At 56.2% G+C, this 24,080-nt stretch carries 20 protein-coding genes and 3 pseudogenes; 7 read left to right on the top strand and 16 right to left on the bottom strand.

Translation table 11 applies throughout. From position 1 onward, the window contains the following. Positions 1 to 201 precede the first annotated feature (201 nt). From FQ320_RS19420 to FQ320_RS19410, 3 genes are all read left to right on the top strand, one after another. The gene (locus FQ320_RS19420; protein ID WP_148474991.1) at positions 202 to 1,281 is read left to right on the top strand and encodes an Ldh family oxidoreductase; all 1,080 of its coding nucleotides are present in this window, start codon (positions 202 to 204) and stop codon (positions 1,279 to 1,281) included. A gap of 63 nt (positions 1,282 to 1,344) precedes the next feature. Next, positions 1,345 to 2,244 (top strand): LysR family transcriptional regulator, encoded by a 900-nt coding sequence (locus FQ320_RS19415; protein WP_148474990.1) that lies wholly within the window; start codon positions 1,345 to 1,347, stop codon positions 2,242 to 2,244. Between the two features lie 136 nt (positions 2,245 to 2,380). Beyond that, on the top strand, positions 2,381 to 3,127 hold the full coding sequence (locus FQ320_RS19410; RefSeq protein ID WP_148474989.1) for an SDR family oxidoreductase: 747 nt from the start codon (positions 2,381 to 2,383) through the stop codon (positions 3,125 to 3,127). A gap of 104 nt (positions 3,128 to 3,231) precedes the next feature. Here FQ320_RS19410 and FQ320_RS26550 read toward each other — a convergent pair. After that, positions 3,232 to 3,449 (bottom strand): annotated as a pseudogene (locus FQ320_RS26550) (IS110 family transposase); the annotation flags it as partial. Between the two features lie 6 nt (positions 3,450 to 3,455). Next, positions 3,456 to 4,382, bottom strand: coding sequence for a LysR family transcriptional regulator (locus FQ320_RS19400; RefSeq protein WP_148474988.1), 927 nt, complete (start codon positions 4,380 to 4,382; stop codon positions 3,456 to 3,458). Positions 4,383 to 4,557: 175 nt separating this feature from the next. On the opposite strand from FQ320_RS19400, the pseudogene FQ320_RS19395 reads away from it, so the two are divergent. Beyond that, positions 4,558 to 4,993, top strand: a pseudogene (locus tag FQ320_RS19395) (DDE-type integrase/transposase/recombinase); the annotation flags it as partial. 226 nt (positions 4,994 to 5,219) lie between these two features. Here the strand turns inward: FQ320_RS19395 and FQ320_RS19390 are convergent. The 8 genes from FQ320_RS19390 to FQ320_RS19355 form a co-directional block, all read right to left on the bottom strand. Further along, positions 5,220 to 6,734 carry an aldehyde dehydrogenase (NADP(+)) gene (locus tag FQ320_RS19390; RefSeq protein ID WP_148474987.1) on the bottom strand — a complete coding sequence of 505 codons (1,515 nt, stop codon included), beginning with the start codon at positions 6,732 to 6,734 and terminating at the stop codon, positions 5,220 to 5,222. A gap of 61 nt (positions 6,735 to 6,795) precedes the next feature. Continuing rightward, positions 6,796 to 7,521 carry a ribonuclease activity regulator RraA gene (locus FQ320_RS19385; RefSeq protein WP_148474986.1) on the bottom strand — a complete coding sequence of 242 codons (726 nt, stop codon included), beginning with the start codon at positions 7,519 to 7,521 and terminating at the stop codon, positions 6,796 to 6,798. Positions 7,522 to 7,570: 49 nt separating this feature from the next. Then, positions 7,571 to 8,611, bottom strand: coding sequence for a DUF475 domain-containing protein (locus FQ320_RS19380; RefSeq protein ID WP_148474985.1), 1,041 nt, complete (start codon positions 8,609 to 8,611; stop codon positions 7,571 to 7,573). After that, positions 8,608 to 9,579, bottom strand: a complete 972-nt coding sequence (locus FQ320_RS19375) for a 2-hydroxyacid dehydrogenase (RefSeq protein ID WP_148474984.1) — start codon at positions 9,577 to 9,579, stop codon at positions 8,608 to 8,610. The genes FQ320_RS19380 and FQ320_RS19375 overlap by 4 nt, the downstream gene beginning before the upstream one ends. Further along, entirely contained in the window at positions 9,576 to 11,207 is a 1,632-nt protein-coding gene (locus FQ320_RS19370) for an ABC transporter ATP-binding protein (RefSeq protein WP_148474983.1), read from the bottom strand. Before FQ320_RS19370 ends, FQ320_RS19375 begins: the two co-directional genes overlap by 4 nt. Then, positions 11,200 to 12,135 (bottom strand): ABC transporter permease, encoded by a 936-nt coding sequence (locus tag FQ320_RS19365; protein WP_148474982.1) that lies wholly within the window; start codon positions 12,133 to 12,135, stop codon positions 11,200 to 11,202. Before FQ320_RS19365 ends, FQ320_RS19370 begins: the two co-directional genes overlap by 8 nt. A gap of 3 nt (positions 12,136 to 12,138) precedes the next feature. Beyond that, positions 12,139 to 13,053 (bottom strand): ABC transporter permease, encoded by a 915-nt coding sequence (locus tag FQ320_RS19360; RefSeq protein ID WP_148474981.1) that lies wholly within the window; start codon positions 13,051 to 13,053, stop codon positions 12,139 to 12,141. Between the two features lie 61 nt (positions 13,054 to 13,114). Next, positions 13,115 to 14,620 (bottom strand): ABC transporter substrate-binding protein, encoded by a 1,506-nt coding sequence (locus FQ320_RS19355; protein ID WP_148474980.1) that lies wholly within the window; start codon positions 14,618 to 14,620, stop codon positions 13,115 to 13,117. Positions 14,621 to 14,872: 252 nt separating this feature from the next. Here FQ320_RS19355 and FQ320_RS26545 point away from each other — a divergent pair. Further along, positions 14,873 to 15,974 (top strand): annotated as a pseudogene (locus FQ320_RS26545) (IS5 family transposase); the annotation flags it as partial. A 311-nt stretch (positions 15,975 to 16,285) separates the two neighbouring features. Then, positions 16,286 to 17,026 (top strand): class I SAM-dependent methyltransferase, encoded by a 741-nt coding sequence (locus FQ320_RS19340; protein ID WP_222861653.1) that lies wholly within the window; start codon positions 16,286 to 16,288, stop codon positions 17,024 to 17,026. Between the two features lie 476 nt (positions 17,027 to 17,502). Here the strand turns inward: FQ320_RS19340 and FQ320_RS19335 are convergent, their stop codons facing one another. From FQ320_RS19335 to FQ320_RS19325, 3 genes are all read right to left on the bottom strand, one after another. Beyond that, on the bottom strand, positions 17,503 to 18,930 hold the full coding sequence (locus FQ320_RS19335; protein WP_148474977.1) for an MFS transporter: 1,428 nt from the start codon (positions 18,928 to 18,930) through the stop codon (positions 17,503 to 17,505). 279 nt (positions 18,931 to 19,209) lie between these two features. Continuing rightward, positions 19,210 to 19,722 carry an RES family NAD+ phosphorylase gene (locus FQ320_RS19330; RefSeq protein ID WP_148474976.1) on the bottom strand — a complete coding sequence of 171 codons (513 nt, stop codon included), beginning with the start codon at positions 19,720 to 19,722 and terminating at the stop codon, positions 19,210 to 19,212. Further along, positions 19,722 to 20,072, bottom strand: coding sequence for an MbcA/ParS/Xre antitoxin family protein (locus FQ320_RS19325; protein ID WP_148474975.1), 351 nt, complete (start codon positions 20,070 to 20,072; stop codon positions 19,722 to 19,724). The genes FQ320_RS19330 and FQ320_RS19325 overlap by 1 nt, the downstream gene beginning before the upstream one ends. Before the next feature lie 206 nt (positions 20,073 to 20,278). Between FQ320_RS19325 and FQ320_RS19320 the strand changes: the two genes are divergently transcribed. Continuing rightward, positions 20,279 to 21,121 carry a shikimate dehydrogenase gene (locus FQ320_RS19320; protein ID WP_148474974.1) on the top strand — a complete coding sequence of 281 codons (843 nt, stop codon included), beginning with the start codon at positions 20,279 to 20,281 and terminating at the stop codon, positions 21,119 to 21,121. Positions 21,122 to 21,174: 53 nt separating this feature from the next. Here FQ320_RS19320 and FQ320_RS19315 read toward each other — a convergent pair whose 3' ends face one another. The 3 genes from FQ320_RS19315 to dctP all read right to left on the bottom strand — a co-directional run bounded on the left by FQ320_RS19315 (position 21,175) and on the right by dctP (position 24,077). Next, the gene (locus tag FQ320_RS19315; protein ID WP_148474973.1) at positions 21,175 to 22,470 is read right to left on the bottom strand and encodes a TRAP transporter large permease; all 1,296 of its coding nucleotides are present in this window, start codon (positions 22,468 to 22,470) and stop codon (positions 21,175 to 21,177) included. Further along, positions 22,467 to 23,009 carry a TRAP transporter small permease gene (locus tag FQ320_RS19310; RefSeq protein ID WP_148474972.1) on the bottom strand — a complete coding sequence of 181 codons (543 nt, stop codon included), beginning with the start codon at positions 23,007 to 23,009 and terminating at the stop codon, positions 22,467 to 22,469. The genes FQ320_RS19315 and FQ320_RS19310 overlap by 4 nt, the downstream gene beginning before the upstream one ends. Before the next feature lie 72 nt (positions 23,010 to 23,081). Beyond that, a complete protein-coding gene (gene dctP / locus FQ320_RS19305) occupies positions 23,082 to 24,077 on the bottom strand; it encodes a TRAP transporter substrate-binding protein DctP (protein ID WP_148474971.1) in 996 nt (331 codons plus the stop codon). Between the last annotated feature and the right edge of the window lie 3 nt (positions 24,078 to 24,080).

Below are 24,080 nucleotides of genomic sequence, written 5' to 3'. Positions count from 1 at the left end.
CTTGGGCAGTTGGCGGTTCCGCCCTGGATTTCTTAGCAGGCGGCTCTCCTTGCAAACTCCTATCCGCAGGCACCAGTGTCCAATGCTAGGTTTCAACCATTTGATACCCAAGTAGTATCGTTTGGGGTGGTGCTGATACCGATTGTCGCTCGACCATTGAGAGACAACCCTTGATACTTGGCCCAACCAAGGAGGAATTGCATGACCGGAGTCCCGCCAACCCGCATCGCCCAACCGAAGCTAGAACACTTCATTCGCAGTGTGTTTGTTGCTGCCGGATTGCGCGACGATTTAGCGGCTGATGTCGCTGAGGTCTTAATTGAGGCCGATATGATGGGTCATGCAACACATGGCGTCGCCCTTGTCCCGATGTATTTGAAATCGCTTGAGTCTGGAGGGATGGCCAAGGACGGGGAGATTGAAGTGCTGGCGGATATGGGGGCCTGCGCCACGTGGACTTGCCACAGGTTGCCCGGCGCAACGGTGTTAAAGCGGGCCATGGATCTTGCCATTGAACGGGCTAAGACGTTCGGGTGCAGCACCGTTTCAATCACTGACAGCTACCACATGGGTGCGCTGGCCGTGTATCTGGTACAGGCAACGCAACAAGGAATGATGGCGGTTCTTTCTTCTTCGACGCTATCGTCCAACGGGGTTGCCCCCTTTGGCGGCACGGTGGGAGTCATGACACCGAACCCCATCGCCGCCGGCATTCCCACATCCGGCGATCCGATCCTTTTGGACATTTCAGCCTCGATCACGACGCGTAACAAGTCGCTGCAATACGCCGCCGCAGGACAACGATTTCCGGGGCAGTGGGCGTTGGATGTTGATGGAAACCCCAGCGACGACCCTAATGCGCTGTTGGACGGCGGCACTCTGCTGCCGATTGGTGGGCTGGATCACGGGCACAAGGGATATGCGCTTGGGTTGATGGTCGAGGCGCTGACTCAGGGGTTCTCCGGCATAGGGCGCAATGACGAACAGACAGGCACCTACACTACGGGCTTTCTTCAGGTTTTCGACCCACGCGCCTTTGCCGGCAAAGACGCGTTCACGCGCACAACCGACCATCTGGTGAAACTGTGCCAAAACAACCATCCCCGTGCGGGGGTGGATAAGGTTCGCGTGCCCGGTGAAAACGCACTGGCCCGACGGCGGGCGGCGCTGAAAAACGGCGTCGATTTGTCCGGTCAAATAATGCAGGGGCTTGCGGCCGCGGCGGAACAGACGGGCGTCAAACTACCCGACCCTGTGGTTCAACGACTATGTGACATTTGAGAGCTATACGCGGGTCAGAATGCGCCACAATCTTTAGACAACCGGAGGCAAGGATTTCTGGCAATGTTTGAACTACACCAGCTTCGATGTTTCGTCGCGGTTGCTTCAGAAATGAACTTTCACAGGGCGGCCGAGCGATTGAACATGACGCAGCCGCCCGTCAGTCGGCAGGTGCAAGTGTTGGAACGTCAGCTTGGTGTCCAGCTGTTTGATCGAACACGACGTTCGATCCGTTTGACCGCTGCCGGTGAGAGATTCTACTTCGAAGCACGTGACCTATTGCGCCGTGCCGAGGATGCTAAAGTGATCGCCCGTTCCGTTGCAAGTGGTCATCTGGGCAATGTCAGTATTGCCTTCATCCCGATCGCTGCCGTGCCCATCGTGCCCATCATCGCGACAAAGCTGGCCAAGGAATTGCCAAATATCCGGATCGTGCTGAACGAAATGATGACGGGTGAACAGATCGAACGGCTTCGGACCGGCCGGATGGACATCGGAATTCTGCGCCGACCTGACAACAAGTTGCCAGGCGAGCAGAAGCTTCTGTTGCGGGAACCCTACCGACTGGCAGTCCATTGCGACCATCCCTTTGCGACCCGCGAAGATATAACGATCCAGGACTTGGATGATCAGAATTTACTGATGTATTCACCGGGCCACGGCCGGTATGGATATGAACTTTTGAATCCGATGTTCGCAGCAAAAGGCGTGCGCCCCAATGTCATCCAGCATTTAGGGCAAGGGATCTCAATGCTTGCCCTTGTCAATGCGGGGTATGGCATGGCGCTGGTGCCGGACGGGCTGCGCCAACTCAGGCTTGAGAACGTGGTGATCCGCTCTATTGAGCTGCCACCGGAGGCGACGGCGGATTATCACATAGTAATGAGCGAAGATCGGAAGGATGATCCGGCAGTGCGACAGGTTTTTGAAATGATCTGCGGCGCCTTCGGTGCGGAACAATGAAGTCTTACAACAGATGACCAGTCCAGGATACGTGGGTTAAATTTCTCATTTGCCGAAGCGAATGAGCAAGCGGTAATTTGGCGCGACCATGCGAATCTAATGTGCTTCGGCCAAACAGGAATGAGCGGAGATTGAAATGAAAGAAAGAATTGCACTTATCACCGGAGGCGGCAGCGGGATTGGACGGGCCTGTGCACAGGCCTTGGCGACCGATGGATTTAAGGTGGTGCTTAGCGGCAGACGTCAAGCCGCACTCGATCAGACGCTGGACACTTTGGACGGGCAAGGACACTTGGCGTTCGCTGCCGATGTCGGACGCGAGGAGGATGTGAAGAACCTGTTCGCCCAGATTGACGATAGGTATGGACGCCTGGATTTTCTGTTTAACAATGCGGGTCGCAATGGCCCAGCCGTGGACATCGACGACCTGCCGGTCGAAACATGGAACGACATCATTGGAACTAATTTGACAGGGTCTTTTCTTTGCGCTCGCGCAGCCTTTGCGCTGATGAAACGGCAAGACCCTCGTGGCGGGCGAATCGTAAACAATGGTTCCATTTCCGCCCATGTTCCGCGGCCTCTGTCAGCGCCGTATACGGCGACCAAACACGCAATCACTGGGCTGACGAAATCGTTGGCGTTGGACGGACGCAAGCATGACATCGCCTGCGGGCAGATTAACATCGGCAATGCAGCAAGTGAAATGACGGAACGTATGAAGAACGGGGTTCTTCAACCGGATGGAACACTTATGCCGGAGCCGCGAATGGATGTTCAGGATGTGGCACGCACTTTGTCCTTTATGGCCGCTATGCCACCATCGGCGAACGCGCTGTTCGTTACTGTGATGGCGACAAAGATGCCTTTTGCCGGACGTGGTTAGATGTTCCGTCCCGGATGATCACATATACCCTCGGGGATCTGCGTTTTTTCATGGCCAGATCGGTTCTGAGGGAAATTTGGGACGGGGCGCGACCGTGCTGATCCATCCCGGCTCATAGCCGAGATCATGTGCGGTGTCGGGTACTTTTCCAGGAATGGCAAAAACCAGTCGGGGCGGGAGTTGCGATGGAATCTCTCCGCCTCGGGGAATATACCAGAAGGTCGTGCGTCAGGATGCGGTGCTACAACTCGGTCTTCGAGCGTGAGGAAATCTGGTGGGTCTTGGATATGTCGGTCGTGCCGGTCACCATCGGATCATGGAAGAGATTTCACAGCGTTTTATCAGGCAGCCTGAATTGGCTGAGGACATCGAGAATAAGATGTTTGACTCGGGCAATCACAACTGAATTTTGCCCGGATCGTGAGACAAGAAACATGTCCGAGCGAAACTGCGTTGGCAGGTCAATATCGCGATATTGCGTGTTTTCCATTTGAATGACCTGCGCAGAACGCGGCACAATCGCAAACCCCAGACCGTGATTCACAAGGCTTATCACCGCATGAGTTTGACTGGCCCCTAGTCGCGTCTCAGGCACGAAATTGCAGGCTTTAAACATCGCGTTAACGGTTTCCTTCAGATATCCGCCTCGGTCTTTTGCAAACGAGATGTATGGTTCGCCGTCAAAATCCGAAATTGATAAATCTGGCTTTCTTGCCAGTGCATGCTGCTTTGGTATGGCCAAAACGAATGGCTCGCTAACGGCTTTTGTCCACTCAATTTCATCTCTTGGCTTCTCCATTCTGGTTAACCCTAGATCAATTCGACCGGATCGTTGTGCTTCGATTACTTCATACCCCATCATTTCGATCGGACTGAGCGCGACTTGAGGCATTTCTGCAGCCATCCGTAGCACAATAAGAGGCATGAACTTAAATGCTGCAGAGGGCACGAAGCCAAAGGCAATGCTGCCAGTTTCACCGCGTTCAGCTTGACGCGCATTCAATACAGCATGTTCAGATCGCTGAATAATATCGACAGCACTTCGATAAAAATTTTCACCGGCAGGCGTTAGACGAACGTGTCTGGTGCTACGCTCAAGCAGCTTCAGGTTTACACGTTCTTCCAGGATTTTTATCTGCCGTGATAAAGGCGGTTGTGTCATATTCAATTGCTCGGCGGCTCGTCGAAAGCTTAACGCTTCTGCGACCGCCACGAAGCACCTCATCTGGAAGAATTCGAACTGTCCTTGCGCCATGGTTGTCCTATCTTAGAGCTATGGGTGATGCGGCCTGAGAAGGCGGCGTATCGTGGCGGGTGCTGAAGCCTGCCAGACCTCCGAAAGGAGCGATACGCCTATGGAAGACACTACCACGATCACCACGCTTCACCAGCTTGGATCGATCTTTGACCCACTCACCGAGATCGCGTGCCTTAACGAGGTAGTACTCACGATCCGTGGCCAGAAACATTGGCTGTGGCGCGCAATCGGTGCTGACGGAGATGTGCTTGATATCCTCGTGCAAACGCGCCGGAATGCAAAAGCAGCAAAACGGTTCTTCAAAAGATTGGTCGCAAGGTTCGGCGAGCCGCGCGTTGTAATCACAGACAATTTGCGCAGCTACGTCAAGCCAATCAAGACGTTAGCCCCATGTGCGGATCACCGGGCCCACAAGGGTCTGATCAACGCAATCGAGGTTTCGCACCGGTCGTCCCGAAAGCGAGAGAATATCTTCGGCAAGTTCAAATCCCACCGGCAGGCTCAGAGGTTTCTGTCCGCACTACTAACTTTCAGCAGCCTCATACCGCCACGCCCGCTCCGATGTTTTCAGCCTCTGGGTTGGCTACACCGCCGAAATGGCCGCATAATCCAGCCTCTGCCAACCCTTCACAGTCTGGGGCAATCAAATTGGCAAAACCGATCTAAACCTTGCGGCAATTCGGCGTGGGCCAAGTGTAGAGATCAATCATTCGAGAGTTCCGTGGATTCGGTTGTATGACGGTTAGACCTTCTGCAGAGTTACGTGTTCACGTTCATCTGCAGAAGGAAGTCCGTACTTATAAGACCGTTGAGTTGAGCGACCGCCTCACGCGCTCATTCGATATTTTCCGGCAATAACGAGGTGGGAACGTTCTGATAACAAACCGGCCTTAAAAATCGACGGATAGCGAGCGTCCCAACAGACGTCGCACCAAAATTGGTCGACGCGGGATATGGGCCACCATGGACCATTGCATCGCAAACTTCGACACCAGTTGGAAAACCATTGGCAAGAACGCGACCCGCCTTTCGTTCCAACACCGGCATCAACTTCTTCGCAATGCTGGTATCCGCGTCATCCATATGCAACGTACAGGTCAGTTGCCCTTGCAGGTTTTTTGCAACTTCTACCATTTCAGCTTGGTCTTTAACGCGAACGATAAGGCCGAGCGGTCCGAAAACTTCTTCTCCAAGCTCTTCGTTTTCAAGCCATCCCTGCCCTGTCGTTTCGTAAAGATAAGGCGTTGCCTTGCGCATGTTGCAGGTCGTTGTCAGCAACTCTTTGACACCTCTTGCTCCAGAAATGCGGTCCCGACCGTCACGGTAAGCCTTCGCAATTCCGTCAGTCAGCATGGTTTGCGGGCCTGTCCCTTCCAGCGCCTTCGTCACAGCTTCTGAAAAAGCATCCGCATCCGGGCCGTCAATCAGGATGGCGATGCCGGGATTCGTGCAGAATTGTCCGGCGCCCATCGTCAATGAGCCCGCCCAGCCTGCGGCTAAGTCGCGGCCGCGGCTCGCAACTGCAGCAGGCAGAAGGAACATCGGATTAACAGACCCAAGTTCGCCGAAGAACGGAATAGGTTCGGGGCGTTGGGCACATAGGTCAAACAATGCCCGACCGCCAGCTAGTGATCCGGTGAAGCCCACTGCGTTTATCAGCGGATGCTGCACGAGCGCTGTCCCCACGTCGCGCTTGCCACCCTGTATCAAGGAAAAAACACCCGGGTGGACGCCACATTTTTCGATAGCGGCCTTGATCGCTTCGGCAATAATTTCACCTGTCCCAGGGTGGGCGCTGTGGCCTTTCACGACAACAGGACATCCCGCCGCCAACGCAGACGCGGTGTCACCGCCAGCCGTCGAAAATGCGAGCGGAAAATTAGATGCACCAAAGACTGCAACCGGCCCAATCGGGCGTTGAATCATCTTAAGGTCAGGACGCGGGATCGGCGCGCGGTCCGGCAGTTCCTTGTCATGGCGAATATCCAGGTAGTCGCCCGCAAGAATGTGGCTTGCAAACAAGCGTAACTGGCCAGTGGTGCGCCCTCGCTCGCCCTCAAGGCGGGCTTCTGGCAATCCGGTCTCTTGACTTCCGATCTCGGTGATCGCCTCGGCACGTGCCTCAATCTCGTCTGCGATCGTATTTAAAAACACCGCCCGTTCCTTGCGGGTTGAATACCCGTAGGACCAAAAAGCTTCTTCAGCCGCTTGGCACGCGCTATCGACCAGTTCTGGCGTTCCGACCGGAAAATCATAGTTTGGACCATGGGCTGGCTCGGAAGTGAACGTCGTATTTCCAGCTTTCCATTCACCGGCAATCAGGTGTTTTCCGTGGGGTTCGAATTTCATTTAGGCACTCACTTTTCGAAAATTGGGCTTTTTATACAGGCGCTTTGACGTCGCTTAGCCATTAACGGCCATTCTTTGTACGCCACTCACTGAATTCTTTCAGACTTTCGTCTTTGGTCGCCGGATAAAGACCGATGATCGACGCGCCCGCCTGCACTTTACTCAGAGCAAAGTCTTCGAATGCAGTCATTTCAACGGCCTCTTTCGCGATTTCATCTGCCAGATGCGCGGGGATAACGATGACGCTGTCGTCATCACCCACCAGGATATCGCCTGGGAAGACTGGCGCACCTCCGCAGCCGATTGGCACGTTAATGTCGATGGCTTCGTTTGTGGTCAAGTTGGTTAGGCTGGCCGGGCGATTGTGGTAAGCGGGCATTTCCAACTCACCGATATTCATCGCATCACGAAACCCACCGTCGGTTACTACGCCCGCGGCGCCGCGCACCATCAAGCGTGTGATCAAGATATCCCCGGCCGAAGCAGCGTGGGCACATTTACGACTATCCATCACCATCACATGACCCGGAGGGCAGATTTCAACAGCATGGCGCTGGGGGTGCTTCGGGTTTCTGAACTCAACCAACTGATTGCGGTCTTCTCGGGCGGGCATATAGCGAAGCGTGAACGCCGGACCGACCATGTTGCGACCCTTTCGCTGAACAGGATGGACGTCTTGAATGACCTGATTGCGCAGACCTCGCTTATAAAGTGCTGTGGCGATCGTTGCCACCGAAACGGTTTCCAATAGTTCTTTAGTGTCTGTTGAAAGTGAGAGGTTGGACATCGGTCTTCCTTCGTTTTGACATGTGAATTCCATTAGCGGGCTGGGTCAGTCACGCTTTTTTTTCTGCTTTGTTGTGCCGAATAGACGAAAACAAAGATAAGCTGATCAAACCCGCACCGATCAGGCCAGTGATGACTTCCGGGATATGAACTAGCGATTGCGCATACATAATCATTGCCAGCGCCAAGACCGAATAGAATGCGCCATGTTCAAGGTAGCGGAACTCTGAAAGCGTCTTCTGTTCGACCAACATGATCGTCATAGACCGGACATAAAATGCGCCAATCCCGAGACCAATCGCGATCAGGAAAAGATTCTGCGTCAATGCGAACGCGCCGATGACTCCATCAAAAGAGAAGCTGGCGTCCAGAACTTCAAGATACAAAAATGCGCCGAGACCGCCCTTTGCAGCCATTGTCTGCGCCTCCTTTTGCGCGTCGAGAAAATGCGCCACCAATTCAACAGCTAGAAACGTGACAAGGCCACAAACAGCGGCGAACAGGAAAGTCGCGCTTTCTTCGTTGGGAAGGACGGTGGACAAGATCAACGCCGCAAACAAGACAACGGCGATCTCAAGCCCGCGGATGGACGCAAGGCTTCGCAAGCGGCGCTCAATGGACCCTATCCAGTCCACTTCTTTGGATTGATCCATAAAGTACGAGAGCGCCACCATCATGAGGAACGTACCGCCAAACGCAGAAATGCCGACATGCGCGTCATCCATAATACGAGCGTATTCCTGAGGATCAGTCGCAGCCAGGACAACCGCGGAGATTGGCCCGATTTTGGCTGCGATGACCACCACGGCGAGCGGGAAGACAATCCGCATCCCGAACACTGCAATCAGAATTCCCCAAGTCAGGAATCTTTGCTGCCACTTGGGATCCATGTCTTTGAGAATATTGGCGTTCACAATCGCATTGTCGAAACTCAACGAAATCTCAAGCACTGCCAAGATGCCGCCGATCAACAGAAACGACACTGCGCCGGCCACCGTTCCAGTCGTCTGGTAGCCAAGCCAATAGGACGAGGCCAAGCCGATGACGGTCAATAGAAATGGCCATCTCAAGTATGTGAAGGTCTGGGTCATTTCGGCGTCCTGAGCGTCAAATTGGAGTTTAAGACCGGTGTAAGAAGCGGCTCGTTCAGAAAATGTGCGGCTATGTTGTCAACCGCCAGCTGCGCCATTGCCTGACGTGTTTCTTCGGTGCCGCTGGCATGGTGCGGGTACAAAACCACGTTCGATAACGTTGTGAGCGCAGGATTCGGACGTGGCTCATTTTGAAAGACGTCCAATCCAGCGGAGCGCAATTTTCCGGTGCTAAGGTATTCGATAAGAACCGCTTCATCCACGACGCTTCCACGGGCGATATTGATCAGCGTACCTTCGGGTCCCAACTCTGTCAGAACGTCCCGCCCAACCAAATGACGGGTGTCTTCACCGCCCGGAACCACCACGATAAGGATGTCACACCACTTGGCGAGCGATTTAGCGTCTGGGAAATAGGAGAACCCGACGTCCTTTTGACTCCGCGCACAGTACCCGATTTCGAGTTTCATCGGCGTCAACCGCGCCGCGATTTCCTGGCCGATTGTCCCGAACCCCAGTATTCCGGCGCGCTTTCCTTTGAGGGTGGACAACAGCGGATATGGCCCCTCTTGCCCCCATTGTCCGGTGCGGACATAGGCGTCGCATTGCACCAAATTCCGGTACGTCGCGAGTAACAGCATCAAGACTGCGTCAGCCACGTCATCCCTGAGGGCTTGCGACGCGTTCGTGAGAGCAATTCCAGCACGGCTTAGCTGTTCTAGGTCAATTGCCTCAAAACCGGCAGAGGTGCAGGCGACCAGTTCAAGGCTTGGCAAGTGTTTCAGTTCGTTTTCCCCAAGGGGAACATGCCCGTTGAGAATGACAACGCGACAGTTCTTGCCGTTCGAACGCAAGAATGCGTCGCGATCTTCGGCCTGGTCCCACCGCAAAAGGTCGAACTGCGCCTCAAGATTGGCGAGCGCGGATGGATAAACGGTGGACATAACCATGACCTGTGGTTTGCTCATGATGTGGCACCTTGCAACTCTTTGCGCGTCGCGCGGCGCTGTGCTTGTATCACCGGGTCTGGGCTCAAACTGGCTGCAATCAGGTTGCGCGTATAGTCTTCGCGCGGCGCGTCAAAGATTTGTCCGACCGGTCCCTGTTCGACGATTTTTCCGCCTTGCATGACGATCACGCGATGGGCAAAATCGCGGACCAGCGGCAGGTCATGGGCGATGAAAAGATAGCTCAGTCCTAAATCAGACTGCAATTTGGTGAGCAGCGCCAACACTTGCGCTTGAATCGAGACATCCAACGCGGAAACCGCTTCGTCACAAACGATCAGTTTGGGTTCCAACGCCAAAGCACGGGCAATCGCGATGCGCTGCCGTTGGCCACCCGAGAACTGGTGCGGATGGCGGTTCATGTGCTCTGATTTCAAACCCACCTGTTCCAACAGTTCACAAACCCGTGCCTTCCAATGCTGTCGGTCCAGAATATCCGGATGAATAACAAAGGCCTCCGAGATGACATCGTATATCGACATGCGTGGGTTGAGCGACTGCGTCGGGTCCTGAAACACCATCTGAATGTCACGACGCACTTTGAAAAGATCTTTCGCGTCCATGCTGATAAGGTCTTGTCCATTAAACAACGCTGTGCCGCTGGTGGCCTCTTCGAGGCGCAGAATGGTTTTGGCCAAGGTGGATTTTCCCGAACCGGATTCACCCACAATTGCGACGGATTCCCCAGGCAGAACCTTCAGGCTGACGTTGTCCAGCGCGACCAGCGCACCGTAGTGTTTGGTCAGCTTCGAAATTTCAAGGACCGGCTTGGTTTCGATGTTCAGTGGTTCTGCCATTTCGCCCTCACCCGGAATCGCGGCGATCAGCTTTTTCGTATAGGGATGATGCGGATTGTGATAGACTTCGCTTGCCGTTCCGGTTTCCACGATCTCGCCGGACTTCATTACGACGACACGATCCGCAACTTCTGCAACGACTCCAAGATCATGGGTGATCAGTAATAGGCCCATGCCGGTTTCTTGCTGCAATTCCTCTAGCAAGGCGAGGATCTGAGCTTGTACAGTTACGTCCAGCGCAGTTGTCGGTTCATCGGCAATCAAAATGTCGGGCTTTAACGCCAAGGCCATCGCGATCATAATGCGTTGACGTTGGCCGCCAGAAAACTGGTGCGGATACGCATCTATCTTCGTTTCAGCGTCAGGGAGGCCCACGCGCTTAAGTAGCTCGATGGTTTTCGCCCGCGTTTCGCCCTTGTTGCGACCGTGCGCTGTCATCGTCTCGGCGATCTGAAAGCCGATGGAATAGACGGGGTTCAGGTGGCTCAACGGATCCTGAAAAATCATCGCGATACGGCAACCATTCAGCTGCCTTCTTTCCTCGGGGAACATCTTGAGCACGTCCCTACCCTCGAAAAGAATTTCGCCCGACGTAATCTCGCCCGGAGGCATGTCGATCAGGTTTAATATTGCCGAAGCAGACACTGATTTTCCCGAACCGGACTCGCCCAGAATGGCGAGTGTTTCACCACGGTCCAGATGCCAACTGACATCGCGGACCGCATGCACCGTCCCGTAGGATGTATGGAAATCGACAGAGAGGTTTTTGACTTCAAGAAGACGGTTATCCACTTTTCTTCCCCACATTTTCGAGACGCCAACGCTGCGCGGGATCAAGGGCGGACCGCATCCAGTTCGACACCAGATTGAGCGACATAGTGGTCAATATGATGGCCAGTCCAGGCCAGAACGACAGCCACCAAGCCGTGGTCAGATAAGGCCGCCCCTGTGCAACCATCAGGCCCCATGTGATTTCGGGCGGTTGGATGCCAATACCTAGAAACGATAGCGCCGATTCAGCAAGCATTACGAATGCAAAATCAAGCGTCGCGATGGTAATCAAGGTCGGGAAAACCACGGGCAGAATATGGCGAAAAATAATCCTCGGAGTTGACGCGCCCATGACCTTTGCGGCCTGCACAAACATCCGTTCGCGAACTTCGAGGGTCTCAGCACGGGCAGTACGCAAGTAGACAGGAATCCGCGTGATCGCCAAAACGATCACGAGATTGAACACCGAACTATCCAACATGAACAGAACGATCACAGCCAGCAAGAGCGACGGAAATGCCATAATCACGTCGGCAAGGCGCATGATAACCTGGCTTAATGTCTTAGAGGTATAACCAGCAATCAAACCCAAACTGGTTCCAATGATCATTGAAAAGAAAACCGCACCTGCTGCCACAAAAATCGTATTCTGGGCAGCGACGATAATTCGCGCCAGTAAAGGACGGCCAAGCGCGTCCCCGCCAAGCCAGAACGACCAGCTCGTCGAGAAATCAAACGGCGGCGCATTGCGACCACGCAGGTTCTGTTTAGTCGCAAGATCATCCAGAAAAAACGGGCCGATCACGGCGCAGGCCAGTACGATCAATAGGAACGTAACTGAAATAAATGCCCATTTGTCGTTCCAAAGCATCCGCAAGGTTTGCATGTATGGATTATGTGTTTCAGGTCCGTCATGAACACTGGGTTGGCCATTTTGTGTGTTTTCCATGGGTCAATACCTTATGCGGGGATCGAGGATCGAATAGAGGATGTCGATCACGAGGTTCATGAGGAAAATTGCCAGCGCTGTTACGACAATAGCGGCCATCACAACCGCGAAATCGCGTTGCAGGATCGAGTCGATCATGAGTTTTCCCACACCGGGAAACCCAAAAATGGTCTCGATCACAACTGCCCCGTTAAGCAACGCCGCGGCCTGATCTCCGATGACAGTAATGACCGGCAACAGAGCATTTCGAAGCGCATGGACAAAGATGATGGATCGGTTCTTGATACCTTTGGCCCGCGCCGTTTTTACATAGGCTGAACTCAACGCCGTGATCATCGAACCACGGACAATCTGTACGATAAGTCCAAAAGGCCTGATGAAAAGTACAGCGACGGGTAGGATCCAGTGGGCAAAGCTACCGGTACCTGAAGTTGGCACCCAACCCAGCGTCACGGAAAAAACGACAATGGCAACAATGGCGACCCAGAAATCCGGTGCGCTTGCTCCGACGAGGGAAAAGAATGTTGCGATGCGGTCAAAGGCGCCTCCGACATGAAATGCCGCCAGTGACCCGAGTACAATGGAAAAGAAAATTACCAATGACAGCGTGATTGCTGCGAGTTGCAGGGTCCAACCAAAGCCCCGCAATACAATGTCAATCGCCGGTTCCGAACGCCGGATTGAGTCACCGAAGTCGAAACGAATCAAATCTCCCATATAGTTGAAGAACTGCACAACCAAGGGGTCATTAAGACCGTGAATTTCCCTGAACTGGTTCTTGATTTCATCCGACGCGTCCAGCGGCAAGTACAAGCTCGTCGGGTCACCTGTCAGTCGGCTAAGAAAGAAAACCAACAAGACCAGCCCGACAAAAGAAATACCACTTGCAACCGCGCGTTTTCCCAGGAAATTCAGCATAATGACAGACCTTCAAGAATGGGGCTACAGGCATCCAGCGCTGCCCGTAGCCGCGTTCAATTTACTTGAACTGAATCTGCGAAAGTTGCAGTTCGCTGTTGGTTCGGATTGTCGGTATGAAGTCCAGACGTTCGTTAACGCGGCTGAACCCGACCATATGAAACAACATGACGTCAGCGATGATCTCATCATGAAGGAATGCAAACAACTCGCTCCATTTCGCTGTACGCTCATCACCCGTCGTGATCGTTGCCTCTTCAATCATGGCGTCAACCTCGGGATAAGCCAGACCCGAAGTCTGCCCATTGGAGTGATATTTGAAGTACATCGAGAAGACAGGATCGCCGTTGGCATTGTCGTGCAGCGCCTGAATAAGTGTAGGACCGCGATCTTCGGGGAGCGGCTTGGCATAACGTTCCAGCCATTCAGCGACCTCAACCATTTCAAGTTTCATGTTGAAACCAACGTCCTGATACATGGCAAGCATTGCTTCCATGGTTTCCAGCACGTTGCCAAAGTTGTTGGACCGACCGAGCAGGGTGATTTCAGCATCAACCGGCACACCATCCGCCCGCGCCTCTTCTAACAATTCACGCGCACGATCCGGATCAAAGGCATATGGTTTCAGATTTGCGTTGTAGCCAACAGTCGAGGGTGGCGTTATGGCAGTCGCCAGCAACGTGCCGTTTGCAAGCACTGTGCCGATGAATGCTTCACGATCAATTGCCAGATTCAAGGCCTCACGGACCCGTCGATCATTTAGCGGGGCCTGCGCGTGGCCGATGCTCAGGAACATTGTTTCCGAATTTGGGTAGGAAAAATCCATTGCCGGATCAGTCGCATCCTGAAGGGCGATACTTGGTGCAATGTCTGCTTCACCCGCTGCGACCATTGCAGCGCGAACCGCACTATCAGCACGGAAAACGTAGGTCGCAGACTGGACTGTCGGCTGGTCACCCCAATAGTTCGGATTGGCTGACAGGGTGATGAACTGACCACGTTCGTATTCATCAAATGTGTAAGGTCCGGTTCCGATCGGATGGTCGACAAAGCTGTCGAGTGGTGCATCCTGCGGAGTCACCGTCACGAGAGACATCAGCAATGGCAGAATCGGCTGGGCCGGATCGGCGGTTATATCAATTGTGTGTGCATCGATGATGTTTGACGTGATTTCAATGCCTCCAAAGACCTTGGCGCCGATTTCACATGCGATGTCCGGAGATTTCACCCGCACGAGTGAATGCGCGATATCATCGGCGTCCATCGCGGTTCCGTCGCTGAAATTAACGCCTTCACGCAAATGGAATCGCCATGTGCCATCACCCATGTCTTCCCAGCTTTGAGCCAGTCGCGGCTGCAGACCGGTCTCTGGGTCCATTTCAGTCACGGTTTCAGAGATATTCTGAAATAGAACCCGGCCAACGTTAGACTTGGTAGCCATGCATGGTTCCACGAACTCAAGTTCTTCCGACAGAACAATCGTGACGGAATTGTCTTGCGCATGTGCTGAAAAAGCGACCGTCGACGCAATTGCCGTGGCCATGAAAAGGCGGCTTTTACGAAACATTTGATCCTCCCTATTTGATCGTGTGGCAGTCTACGCCATGCAAATTGTGTTGATGAATGGCGACTTCCCACACACAAGATTGGAAAAAAATGACAGCTTGTAAATTCCAAAGTTAGATTGCTGCGATACAAGAAATAGATCAATCGCTCTTCAGATCGTCCTGAACAACTCTTACACATTTGGTTTTCCTTGAGAAAACGGCGATTTTTTGCGTAGTGTAGCGGTAGGAACCTTGCAATTTCGAGCCATGATATGAAGCCGAGAAAGCCCCCTGCGGACGAGGAGGATCTGCTGCGCCCGATTGGTCGAAATGATCGACATACGCCCTGAGCCGGTGAAGCTCGCTGCCCTGATCGACTGGGACATCTTCGACCGGGAATGGGCGGGGTTCTTCCCCTCCCACACCGGCCGCCCCGCCACTTCGCCGCGTGGTTGCGGGGTTGTGCTACCTCCAGCATGCCTATGCGCGTCTCGGACGAGGCGATGGTGGCCCATGGGCTGAAAACCCGTATTGGCAGCACTTCTGCGACGAGACGTTCTTTCGGCACCGTCTGCCTATTGATCCTTCATCTCTGACCCCCTCTCAGCGAATGTAAACATTCGGCTGCCGGGCAAGGGATGGCGCAACCGTATCGGCGAGGAAGGGGTCGAGTGGCTGCTGACCCAGACGATCCAGGCCGGCAAACGCGCCGGGACAGTGAAGAGCAACGACCTCAAACGGGTCCCCGTCGATAGTGAGACGGATCCGGAAACGACGTGGGGCGCCGTTTCCCCGGCGAGCGGTGATGGAGAGGAACGTCGCCCACCCGACGGATGCCCGGCTGTGTGAGACGGCACGGCGCAAGCTGGTCGGGCTGGCCCGCGAGGCCGGGATCGGCCTGCGCCAGAACTGCAACCGCCTCGCACTCCGACTGGTCGGTCAGGTCGGCCGCTATGCTCACGCTCGCCAGTTCAAGCGGATGCGCAAGGCATTGCGCCGTCTCAAGGCGACGCCGGACGGGTGCTGCGCGACGTCGAGCGGCAACTGGATCAGATCCCGGAAGGGGCGCTGAGGCACGCATTGTGGAAATTGTCGCGCTGGTGAACCAGCCTGCTGGCGCAGAAACCGAAGGACAAGAAAAAGCTCTACAGCCTGCATGAACCGGCGGTGGATCGCATCTCCAAAGGCAAGACGCACAAACGCTACGAGTTTGTCACCAAGGTCAGCGTGGCCACGACCGACCGGGGCGGCTTCGTGGTCGGGATGGGGGCGCTGACAGGCCATCCCTACGACGCCCACACGCTGGCCGAGACGCTGGAGCAGGTCGAAACTTTGACCGATCAGCGGCCAGACATGGCCTTTGTGGATCGAGGGTAATGTGGCCACGGCTTTGATAACATGACAGGGTATTGCCAAGTTGATTGCCCCAGACTGTGAAGGGTTGGCAAAGGTTGGATTATGCTGCCATTTCGGCGGTGTAACCGGCCCATAGGCCACGGCGGCGAGGTGCCACCCCGGGATGGGAGCAAAATGACGACCAAGTTTAACGACGCGAAACTCAACGAATTTGTCGTCCGCGTGCTGTGGGACATCGGCGGCGCCGTCAGCATCCCGCTGGTATTGATAGGTGACGCGCTCGGACTGTATCGGGCACTTCGCGACAGCGGGCGATGTCGGCCGAGGATTTGGCTGCAGCAACAGGCAATGCGGCGCGATACGTGCGCGAGTGGCTCTCGGCGCATGCGGCGTCGGGACATGTCACCGTCGAGGACGGGCGGTCCTCGCTGAACCCGGAACAGGCGATGGTGTTCGCCGCACCCGACAGCCCGGTGAACCTGATCGGCGCTTTCGTTACCGCCGGGGCGATGGTCGAAAACCGCAACAAGGTCCAGACTGCCTTCAAGACCGGGAAAGGCGTCGCGTGGGGCGATCAGGCCGGTTGCCTGTTCTGTGCCGTCGCTCGGTTGTTCCGGCCCGGTTATATCAACGCACTGGTGCAGGAATGGCTGCCGGAGCTGGATGGCGCAGTGAACAAACTCAAGGCTGGTGCAAAGGTCGCGGATGTGGGGTGTGGCCATGGCCTGTCAACGATCGTCATGGCGCAGGCCTTTCCGGCGTCCGATTTCGACGGTTGCGACTTCCACCCCGGTTCCATCGCTGCGGCGACCGCGCACGCGAAGGCACATGGCGTGAAAAACGTGCGGTTCGAATTGGGCCGGGTGCAGGACTTGACCGGCGAGGAGTATGACCTCGTAACATACTTCGATTGTCTGCGCGACATGGGCGACCCTGCTGCGGCTGCCGCGCATATCCGCAAGGCGTTGAAGCCGGGCGGCTCATGGATGGTCGTTGAGCCCGCAGCTGGGACGCGCTGGAGGATACCCTTAATCCGATCGGGCGCATCTACTATTCGGCCTCGACGATGATCTGCCTGCCAACGTCTCTGGCACAGGAGACCTGCCTCGCGCTCGGCGCCCAGGCCGGCGAGAAGCGGGTTGCCGAGGTGATCAGGTCCGGTGACTTCGATCGGGTCAGACGTGTTGCGACGACGCCATTGAACATGGTGCTTGAAGCAATGTGAGACTGTCTAAAGGCAAGCGATTGAATCGGTCTGCATCGCCCAATCAAAAGGCGTTGCAGGCTCTTACGCCGGGCCTCAATCTGGTGCCCGACGCGTCCGCGCTGAAACACCACCCTTCAAATGACCGGATGGCGAACGGTTCTTCAGGGACAAGGAATGGCTCTCATCCGGTGCATGGCAGTGCCCGGCCAATATGTGAAGTTCATGCGACCCGTGGTGGCGCCTAGGTCAACCAATTGCGCGCTGTCCGCCGCAAGTCGCCTCTGAGCCCATTCGCAAAATTCATAATATCAAGGGGCACCAAGAGAGATCCGCCCAGTCTTACCGGCGGTCTCTCAGATCTTTGATGGCCACCAGAAGTGCCAGAAAAACCACCACTGAGATCAGGCTGAACCCGACGACCAGCGCCGTCGACCAGGAGGTGATCGCAAGTGTGGAAAACGCCGCCGCCGTGATCACCGCTATTCCGACAGCCGTGCCGATCCGCTGACCGGTCTGCATGATGGCTCCCGAACTACCCGCATATTCGAGTGGGACATCTGCCAGTGTCAGCGTCTGGTTCGGGCTGATGACGGCCCCCTGCGCCAATCCGATGAAGGACAGCGAAACCATAAGCCACCAGATACTCAGGTGGCCCATGCCGTGCAGGATGACCACGACAATGCTCATCGCGAGGCCGAACAGGGCCAACAGCAGGCCGCCGATGACCACTTTGCGACCATACCGCGCGACCCGGCTTCCCGCCCAATAGGCAGCATAGGCCGACAACAGAGCGGCCGGAACTCCGAAGACACCTGACTGCAGCGCCGTTTTTCCATCTCCTTCCTGTACATAGAGCGCGACCAACACCCAAACGCTGGTTGTCCCCATAAAGTAGAGAGCCATGATCGTGATGCCGTTGGTGTAACTGCCCAACGAGAATATCTTGAGATCAACCATCGGGCTCAGACCCAGACGGACATAGCGCCGCTCCCATCTAACCCAGAGCCAGACCAGCAGGACTCCGAACGGCAACAACAGCCAGATAACCGCGCCGCCGCCCTTCTCGACAAAGGGGAACAGGATGGCGAGCACGGCCAACCCCAAGAGAAGCGCGCCCACCGGGTCGAGCGAACGCAGGCCACTTCCCTTGCGAGGAAGGCGAACGATCAGCGGACGCGGGAACCACAGCAGTCCCAAGACGATGGCAGTGACACCAATCGGAACGTTCACGAGAAACGTCAGCCGCCAGCCCAGTTCCGGCCCGCCAAGTTCGATCAGCAGGCCGCCGAGGACCGGGCCGATGGCGACCGAGAATCCGACGGCCGTACCGAAATACCCAAAGGCGCGGCCACGGGCGTCGCCTCGAAAATAGTGTTGGATCATCCCGAGCCCCTGCGGGTTTAGCAACCCTGAGCCGATCCCCTGAACGAAACGCGCGGTGTTGAGCCATTCAGCGTTGGGCGCCAGCCCCGCCGCGACCGAGGCGGCCGTAAATATGGCCACGCCGATCAGGAACAGACCGCCACGCCCCATAATGTCGCCAGCCCGCCCGGCTGCCACCAGAACCACGCCAAAGGTCAGGGCATAGCCCGAAAGGACCCATTGCAGATCGGATTGCGACGCGCCGAGGCCGACCCGGATCGAAGGTATGGCCACATTCACGATGCTTACGCCGATCAGCGTCATGAAGATCGTGACAAGCAGCACGAAGAGAATACGCCACCGAACCGGATCCTTCGTCGGATCGTCTTTCGGCGACGGAGACATGGTATCATCTGTCTCCGAAGGATCCATCACTGTGACTTTCTTGGTAAAAATCGCAAAGGCTGGGGCCCCGGCGCTGCATGGTTACAATTTGCCGAACTGCGACGGCAATCTTGATTCAGGCTGATATTTAAAGGCGACCGATCGTGAACATTTTGATGGGATGTAACCCACCGCATCAAACTCGCGCAAGTGGAGCAGGTCATGACCCACTTGACCGAACAGAATCTGTTGCCGAACCGGCGTCAAATCGATTTCAGTTTCGAGTTTGACCGAGCGTGACTACATCCGCCCCAATCTGTCCTCATCGTCCACCACTTTCAGGGAAAATCCATCGCCTTGCCAGGTCCACAATACCAAATTCAGATTGGCTGATGTCGTGCCAGTGGCAAAGCTCCGGACAAGCAATCCCCCATACCCCTCCAAGACGAGCGCCTTGGCAAAATCCTGCGTCGGCACTGGCCGGCCATCCAGCATGGCAGATCGCCAGCCGGGATCGGAGAGTGCCTCGCCGGACATGGGGTAACGGCTCATCTCGCTCTGGTCCCGCGTATCGAATATCGGTCCGAGATCCGCGCGGTAGGATACCAGAACCGTTGGTTGCAGGCTGCCTGCCTGATTTGCTTCGCGCAAAGCCGTGGCCGGATCAAGGGAGCAGTAAAGCGCCGGAGTGCCCTTGGGGTTGAACCGCCCTCCATAGATTTCGGCACCGCGACCTGACAGCGGTTCCCGGGCATAAACCGGGTTCAGCGCACGAAAAAGCGATCCCCGGAACCGGCCAGCATCAAGTGGCATCAGGCGTGGACACCGGCATCAACTGCGTCAATATACTCCAACACCTGCTGCGCCTTACCTTCCTGCACCAGCTGCATGGCGGTTCGTCCGTCAAATCCAGCCAGAGGTTCGGACCGATACCAAGCATAGGCCATAAGTTCGCTTCCAAACCGCCATTTGACCTTGTTGAGAACCTCGACCAGTTCGCGCAAGCGGCGCTGTGTCTTGTCGGAATGAATGCGCGTGCGGCGCTGGAGCGCATCCTTGCTCAAACCAACCGTCATGGCGATTTCTTCGGCAGATGTACGCAGGACGGCGGCGATCTTTTGAGGCTCGAACTGCGCACCGTCGGCAAATCGGGTGATCTGCATAATGAGGCTCCTGTCAGTTGTTATGACACTATATGGCGTAATAGTTACTGAATGACAAGTGTTCCCACTTGGATCGGGAAACCCCCAAGGCGTACCAAGAACCCCCACCCATACGGCCAAACGAACGGATATGTTTCGCACTGAACAGTTCCACGTCCGGGAAAATCGGGATACCAATCTGCGGGGATGTCCGAGGAGTAACTTGCATGTCAGACACAATCCGTCTTGGCCTGATCGGCGACAACATCGAGGCATCGCGCGCACCCGTGCTGCATCGGTTGGCCGGCGCGCAGAATGGGCTGGATGTCACCTATGACCGGCTGGTCCCGCGCGAGATGGGCATGGGCTTTGACGCGGTGTTCGATCATGTCGCGCAGTCCGGCTATCGCGGAGTTAATGTTACCTATCCTTACAAGGAAATGGCAGCCAAGCGGGTGAAGATCGATGACCCGCTGGTGCGCGCAATGGGTGCAGTGAATACGGTTCTGTTCAGCCCCGGACAGGCCTTGGGATTCAACACGGATTACTCAGGGTTTCTGGCGGCTTACCGCGCGGCGCTCGGAACAAGGCGACCGGGCGTGGTGCTGTTGATTGGCGCAGGTGGCGTAGGGCGGTCGCTGGCGTTTGCCTTGGCCGGACTTGGCGCGGCTGAATTGCGGATCGCCGATCTGGACAGGCCCCGCGCCGAGGGGCTTGCCACAGCCCTGAGAGAGAGCTTTCCCGCACTGATCGTTACCGTGGGTGAGAACCCTGAAGTGCTGGCACAAGGCGCAGCCGGTCTTGTGAATGCAACGCCGGTCGGCATGGTCGGCCATGACGGCATTCCCCTGTCCGAAACGGCGATGCAGGGCGCGGATTGGGCTTTTGATGCGGTCTGTACGCCCGTTGACACCCGGTTTCTGCGCGCCGCCACCAGCGCCGGGCTGACCACCATTTCGGGCTATGAGCTTTTCATTGGGCAGGGGGTGGATGCCTGGCATCTGTTCGCAGGGGCACCTTTGGACGAAGCCCTTCTGCGCGCTGATCTGGAGCGCGGGACTTTCGGATGAACCCGGCGATTGCGATGGATTAGCTCACATTGGGCGGTGCAGAGACAGGATTGCTAACCGGCATAGCCAAAGATGCGCGGCAGCCACAGGACGAGATCGGGCATCAAGGCGAGAAACATCAGCGCCACCAGAAGCACGCCGAGAAACGGCCAGATCTCGCGGATGATCTCGGACAGCGGAATCCGCGTTACCGCGTTGATGACGAACAGCAGCACGCCATATGGCGGCGTGATCAGGCCGATCATGCAGTTGACGATCGCGACCACGCCGAAATGCACAAGATCGATGCCAAGTTCGCGGCAGGCGGGCAGGAACAGCGGGATGATCACGAGGATGATCGTTGTCGCATCCAGAACACAGCCCAGAAGCAGCAGCAGAACCATCACTCCCAGCATGAACGCGGTCGGCGACACATCCAGCCCGACAAGGTGTTTGGCCAGAACCGCCGGGATGTTTTCTGACGCGACAATGTAGTTCAGGATCAGTGCGCCGCCGATCACGATACCTACGGCAGCCGAGGATCGCGCGCTTTCCACCAGAATGCCGTAGAGGGCGCGCCAGCTGAGCGCGCGATAGAACAGCGCCGACAGCAGCAGGGCATAGAAAGCCGCGACCGCGGCCGCTTCGGTCGGCGTGGTGACGCCGCCATAGATGCCATAAAGCAGGATCGCAGGCATCAAAAGCGCCGGAAAGGCATTCATCGTGCGCCGGGGTAATTCGGAAAACGGCACCGGAGTTTCCAGTGCGAAATCCCGCCGATGCGCCAGCCAGGTGTTCATTCCCATCAGAACGGCACCCATCAGCAGACCGGGCAGGATGCCACCGAGAAACAGGTATCCGATCGAGGTGTTGGAAACGAGGGCATAGAGAACCATCGGGATCGACGGCGGTATGATCGGCCCGATTGTCGCGGATGCGGCGGTGATCGCGGCAGCGTATCCGCGCGGGTACTGACCCGACTTTGTCATCATCTGGATGATGATCTTGCCGATGCCCGCCGCGTCAGCGACGGCAGAGCCGGACATGCCGGAAAAGATTAACGACGCGACAACATTCACATGGCCAAGACCGCCACGAAACCGCCCCACCAGCGCGACGCAAAAACTCAGCAGCCGGTCGGAAATGGTGCCCGCGTTCATCACGTTGGCGGCCACGATGAACAGCGGCACCGCCAGCAGGATAAAGCTGCCATACAGCCCGTCCATCAGGATCTTTCCCGCCATACCAATGCTTTGCCCGGCGGTGGCGAGATAGACGAAAGAGCCGATCAGGATGGCATAGGCGATAGGCGCGCCGATGGCGGCGAGTATGAACAACACCCCGAGGCACAACAGAAATTCAGGACTCATGCGTCAAGCTCCGGGTCGGCTACGCCATAGCGGAAGGCGTGATAGACGCTGTAGGCATAGCGGGCACCGACGGCGACAAGGAACAGGGCATAGACAGAATAGATGTCGCGCATTCTGATCCAGTCGCCGAAGAGACTCGACAGCGTCGCGGTCTTCTTCAGGCGCAGGATGTGGAATTTGTCCCAGGTCGGCCCCAGCGAGGCAAGCAGCCCGACACAGATCGCCACCCCGGCGATGATCGCGAACCAGCGGCGCAGGCCCGGATTAACCGCAAGATAAAGCATGTCGAACGTCACGTGGTCATGGGTGCGCACGACAAAGGCATTGCCCCAGAACACCAGCCAGACCCACAGCAGCAGGCAAAATTCCAGTGTCCAGCCATAAAGCGACGGATCAAACAACCAGAACCGGTCAGCCACGCCGCCGATCCGCGCCGTATACCGCACGACGATCTGAACGACGAAGGTGAGGAACATCAACGCCATCAGGGCGGCCGCGACCGCTTCGGTCAGGGTGCGCAGGAGGTGCAGGATTTTCATGGGCTCCGCTCCGGGCAGGACGGGGTAAAGGCGGCCAAACCGCCTTTACCCGCGACTTCAGATGGGGATGGATCAGTTGCCGAGCGCGTTGATCTGTTCCAGCAGGCCTTCGGGCCAGGATGCGGCGAATTCCGAGCCTACATACTGCTGCTGGACATGCTCGCGGAATGCCTTGAGATCGGGTTCGTAGATCTCCATGCCTTCGCCCTCGAGGAAGGCAACCAGTTCTTCTTCCTTGGCGAGCTGTTTTTGGCGGCCGCTTTCGGCGGCATCATCGGCAGCTTTTTGCACGGTTTCCTGCTGCTCGGGGGTCAACTTGTCCCACACCGCTTTGGAAAAGGCGATATAGTTCAGGTCGACAAGATGCGCTGTCAGCGCGACCTGATTTGTCACCTCATAGAACTTCGCATCGACCACGGTGGGCAAGGGATTGTCCTGACCGTCGACCGAGCCGGTTTGCAGCGCGGTATAGATCTCGGTAAAGGCCATCGGCGTAGGGTTGGCGCCCAGAGCCTTGCCAAGGAACTGCCAGGCGTCGGTGCCGGGCATCCGCAGGTTGACACCGGCCAGATCGGCAGGAGTCGTCACTGTCAGCTCTTCCTTGGTCTGGCGCAGGTTCACGTGACGTTTGCCCAGATACACCACTGACAAAAGCTTTACGCCCAGCTCATCTTCGGCGGTCTGCTTGAACGAATCCATCAGCGGATCATTGAAAACGGCAACCTGATGCGCGGCGTCCTGATGGACATATCCAGTGGCGAAGATCGAGAATTCGGGGAAGAACTGCGCCAGTTCCTGCGCAGAGGTGACCGACATTTCCAGATCGCCGGATGCGATGGATTCCAATTCGGACCCCTGCGCGATCAGCGATCCGTTGTAATGTGGCTGGTAGGTGATGAAATCGGCGACGGCGGGGGCGAACACCTCGGCCAAAGCGATCGAGCGCTGGTCGGTTTCCGACGCAGGAATCGACAGGCGCACGGTGGTCTTGTCCTGGGCAAACACGGGTGTGGCCAGTGCGGCGACAGTCAACGCCATCAGGGCACGGCGGGTGAATGTGGTTCTCATTGT

This window comes from Oceaniovalibus sp. ACAM 378 (assembly GCF_008085915.1).
In the GTDB taxonomy this organism is placed as follows: Bacteria; Pseudomonadota; Alphaproteobacteria; order Rhodobacterales; family Rhodobacteraceae; genus Oceaniglobus.
The sequence above is the reverse complement of the archived record's forward strand: the minus strand, read 5'-3'. Positions and strand labels throughout refer to the sequence as shown.

Excerpts from the sequence above, each read along its gene's own strand:
- FQ320_RS19385 (WP_148474986.1), bottom strand. The coding sequence starts at position 7,521 with ATGTCCAACCTCTCACTTTCAACAGACACTAAAGAACTATTGGAAACC.
- FQ320_RS19330 (WP_148474976.1), bottom strand. The coding sequence starts at position 19,722 with ATGCCACTTGATGCTGGCCGGTTCCGGGGATCGCTTTTTCGTGCGCTG.
- FQ320_RS19365 (WP_148474982.1), bottom strand. The coding sequence starts at position 12,135 with ATGGAAAACACACAAAATGGCCAACCCAGTGTTCATGACGGACCTGAA.
- FQ320_RS19380 (WP_148474985.1), bottom strand. The coding sequence starts at position 8,611 with ATGACCCAGACCTTCACATACTTGAGATGGCCATTTCTATTGACCGTC.
- FQ320_RS19310 (WP_148474972.1), bottom strand. The coding sequence starts at position 23,009 with ATGAAAATCCTGCACCTCCTGCGCACCCTGACCGAAGCGGTCGCGGCC.
- FQ320_RS19320 (WP_148474974.1), top strand. The coding sequence starts at position 20,279 with ATGTCAGACACAATCCGTCTTGGCCTGATCGGCGACAACATCGAGGCA.
- dctP (WP_148474971.1), bottom strand. The coding sequence starts at position 24,077 with ATGAGAACCACATTCACCCGCCGTGCCCTGATGGCGTTGACTGTCGCC.
- FQ320_RS19335 (WP_148474977.1), bottom strand. The coding sequence starts at position 18,930 with ATGTCTCCGTCGCCGAAAGACGATCCGACGAAGGATCCGGTTCGGTGG.
- FQ320_RS19360 (WP_148474981.1), bottom strand. The coding sequence starts at position 13,053 with ATGCTGAATTTCCTGGGAAAACGCGCGGTTGCAAGTGGTATTTCTTTT.
- FQ320_RS19315 (WP_148474973.1), bottom strand. The coding sequence starts at position 22,470 with ATGAGTCCTGAATTTCTGTTGTGCCTCGGGGTGTTGTTCATACTCGCC.
- FQ320_RS19390 (WP_148474987.1), bottom strand. The coding sequence starts at position 6,734 with ATGAAATTCGAACCCCACGGAAAACACCTGATTGCCGGTGAATGGAAA.
- FQ320_RS19410 (WP_148474989.1), top strand. The coding sequence starts at position 2,381 with ATGAAAGAAAGAATTGCACTTATCACCGGAGGCGGCAGCGGGATTGGA.
- FQ320_RS19325 (WP_148474975.1), bottom strand. The coding sequence starts at position 20,072 with ATGCAGATCACCCGATTTGCCGACGGTGCGCAGTTCGAGCCTCAAAAG.
- FQ320_RS19400 (WP_148474988.1), bottom strand. The coding sequence starts at position 4,382 with ATGGCGCAAGGACAGTTCGAATTCTTCCAGATGAGGTGCTTCGTGGCG.
- FQ320_RS19415 (WP_148474990.1), top strand. The coding sequence starts at position 1,345 with ATGTTTGAACTACACCAGCTTCGATGTTTCGTCGCGGTTGCTTCAGAA.
- FQ320_RS19420 (WP_148474991.1), top strand. The coding sequence starts at position 202 with ATGACCGGAGTCCCGCCAACCCGCATCGCCCAACCGAAGCTAGAACAC.
- FQ320_RS19375 (WP_148474984.1), bottom strand. The coding sequence starts at position 9,579 with ATGAGCAAACCACAGGTCATGGTTATGTCCACCGTTTATCCATCCGCG.
- FQ320_RS19355 (WP_148474980.1), bottom strand. The coding sequence starts at position 14,620 with ATGTTTCGTAAAAGCCGCCTTTTCATGGCCACGGCAATTGCGTCGACG.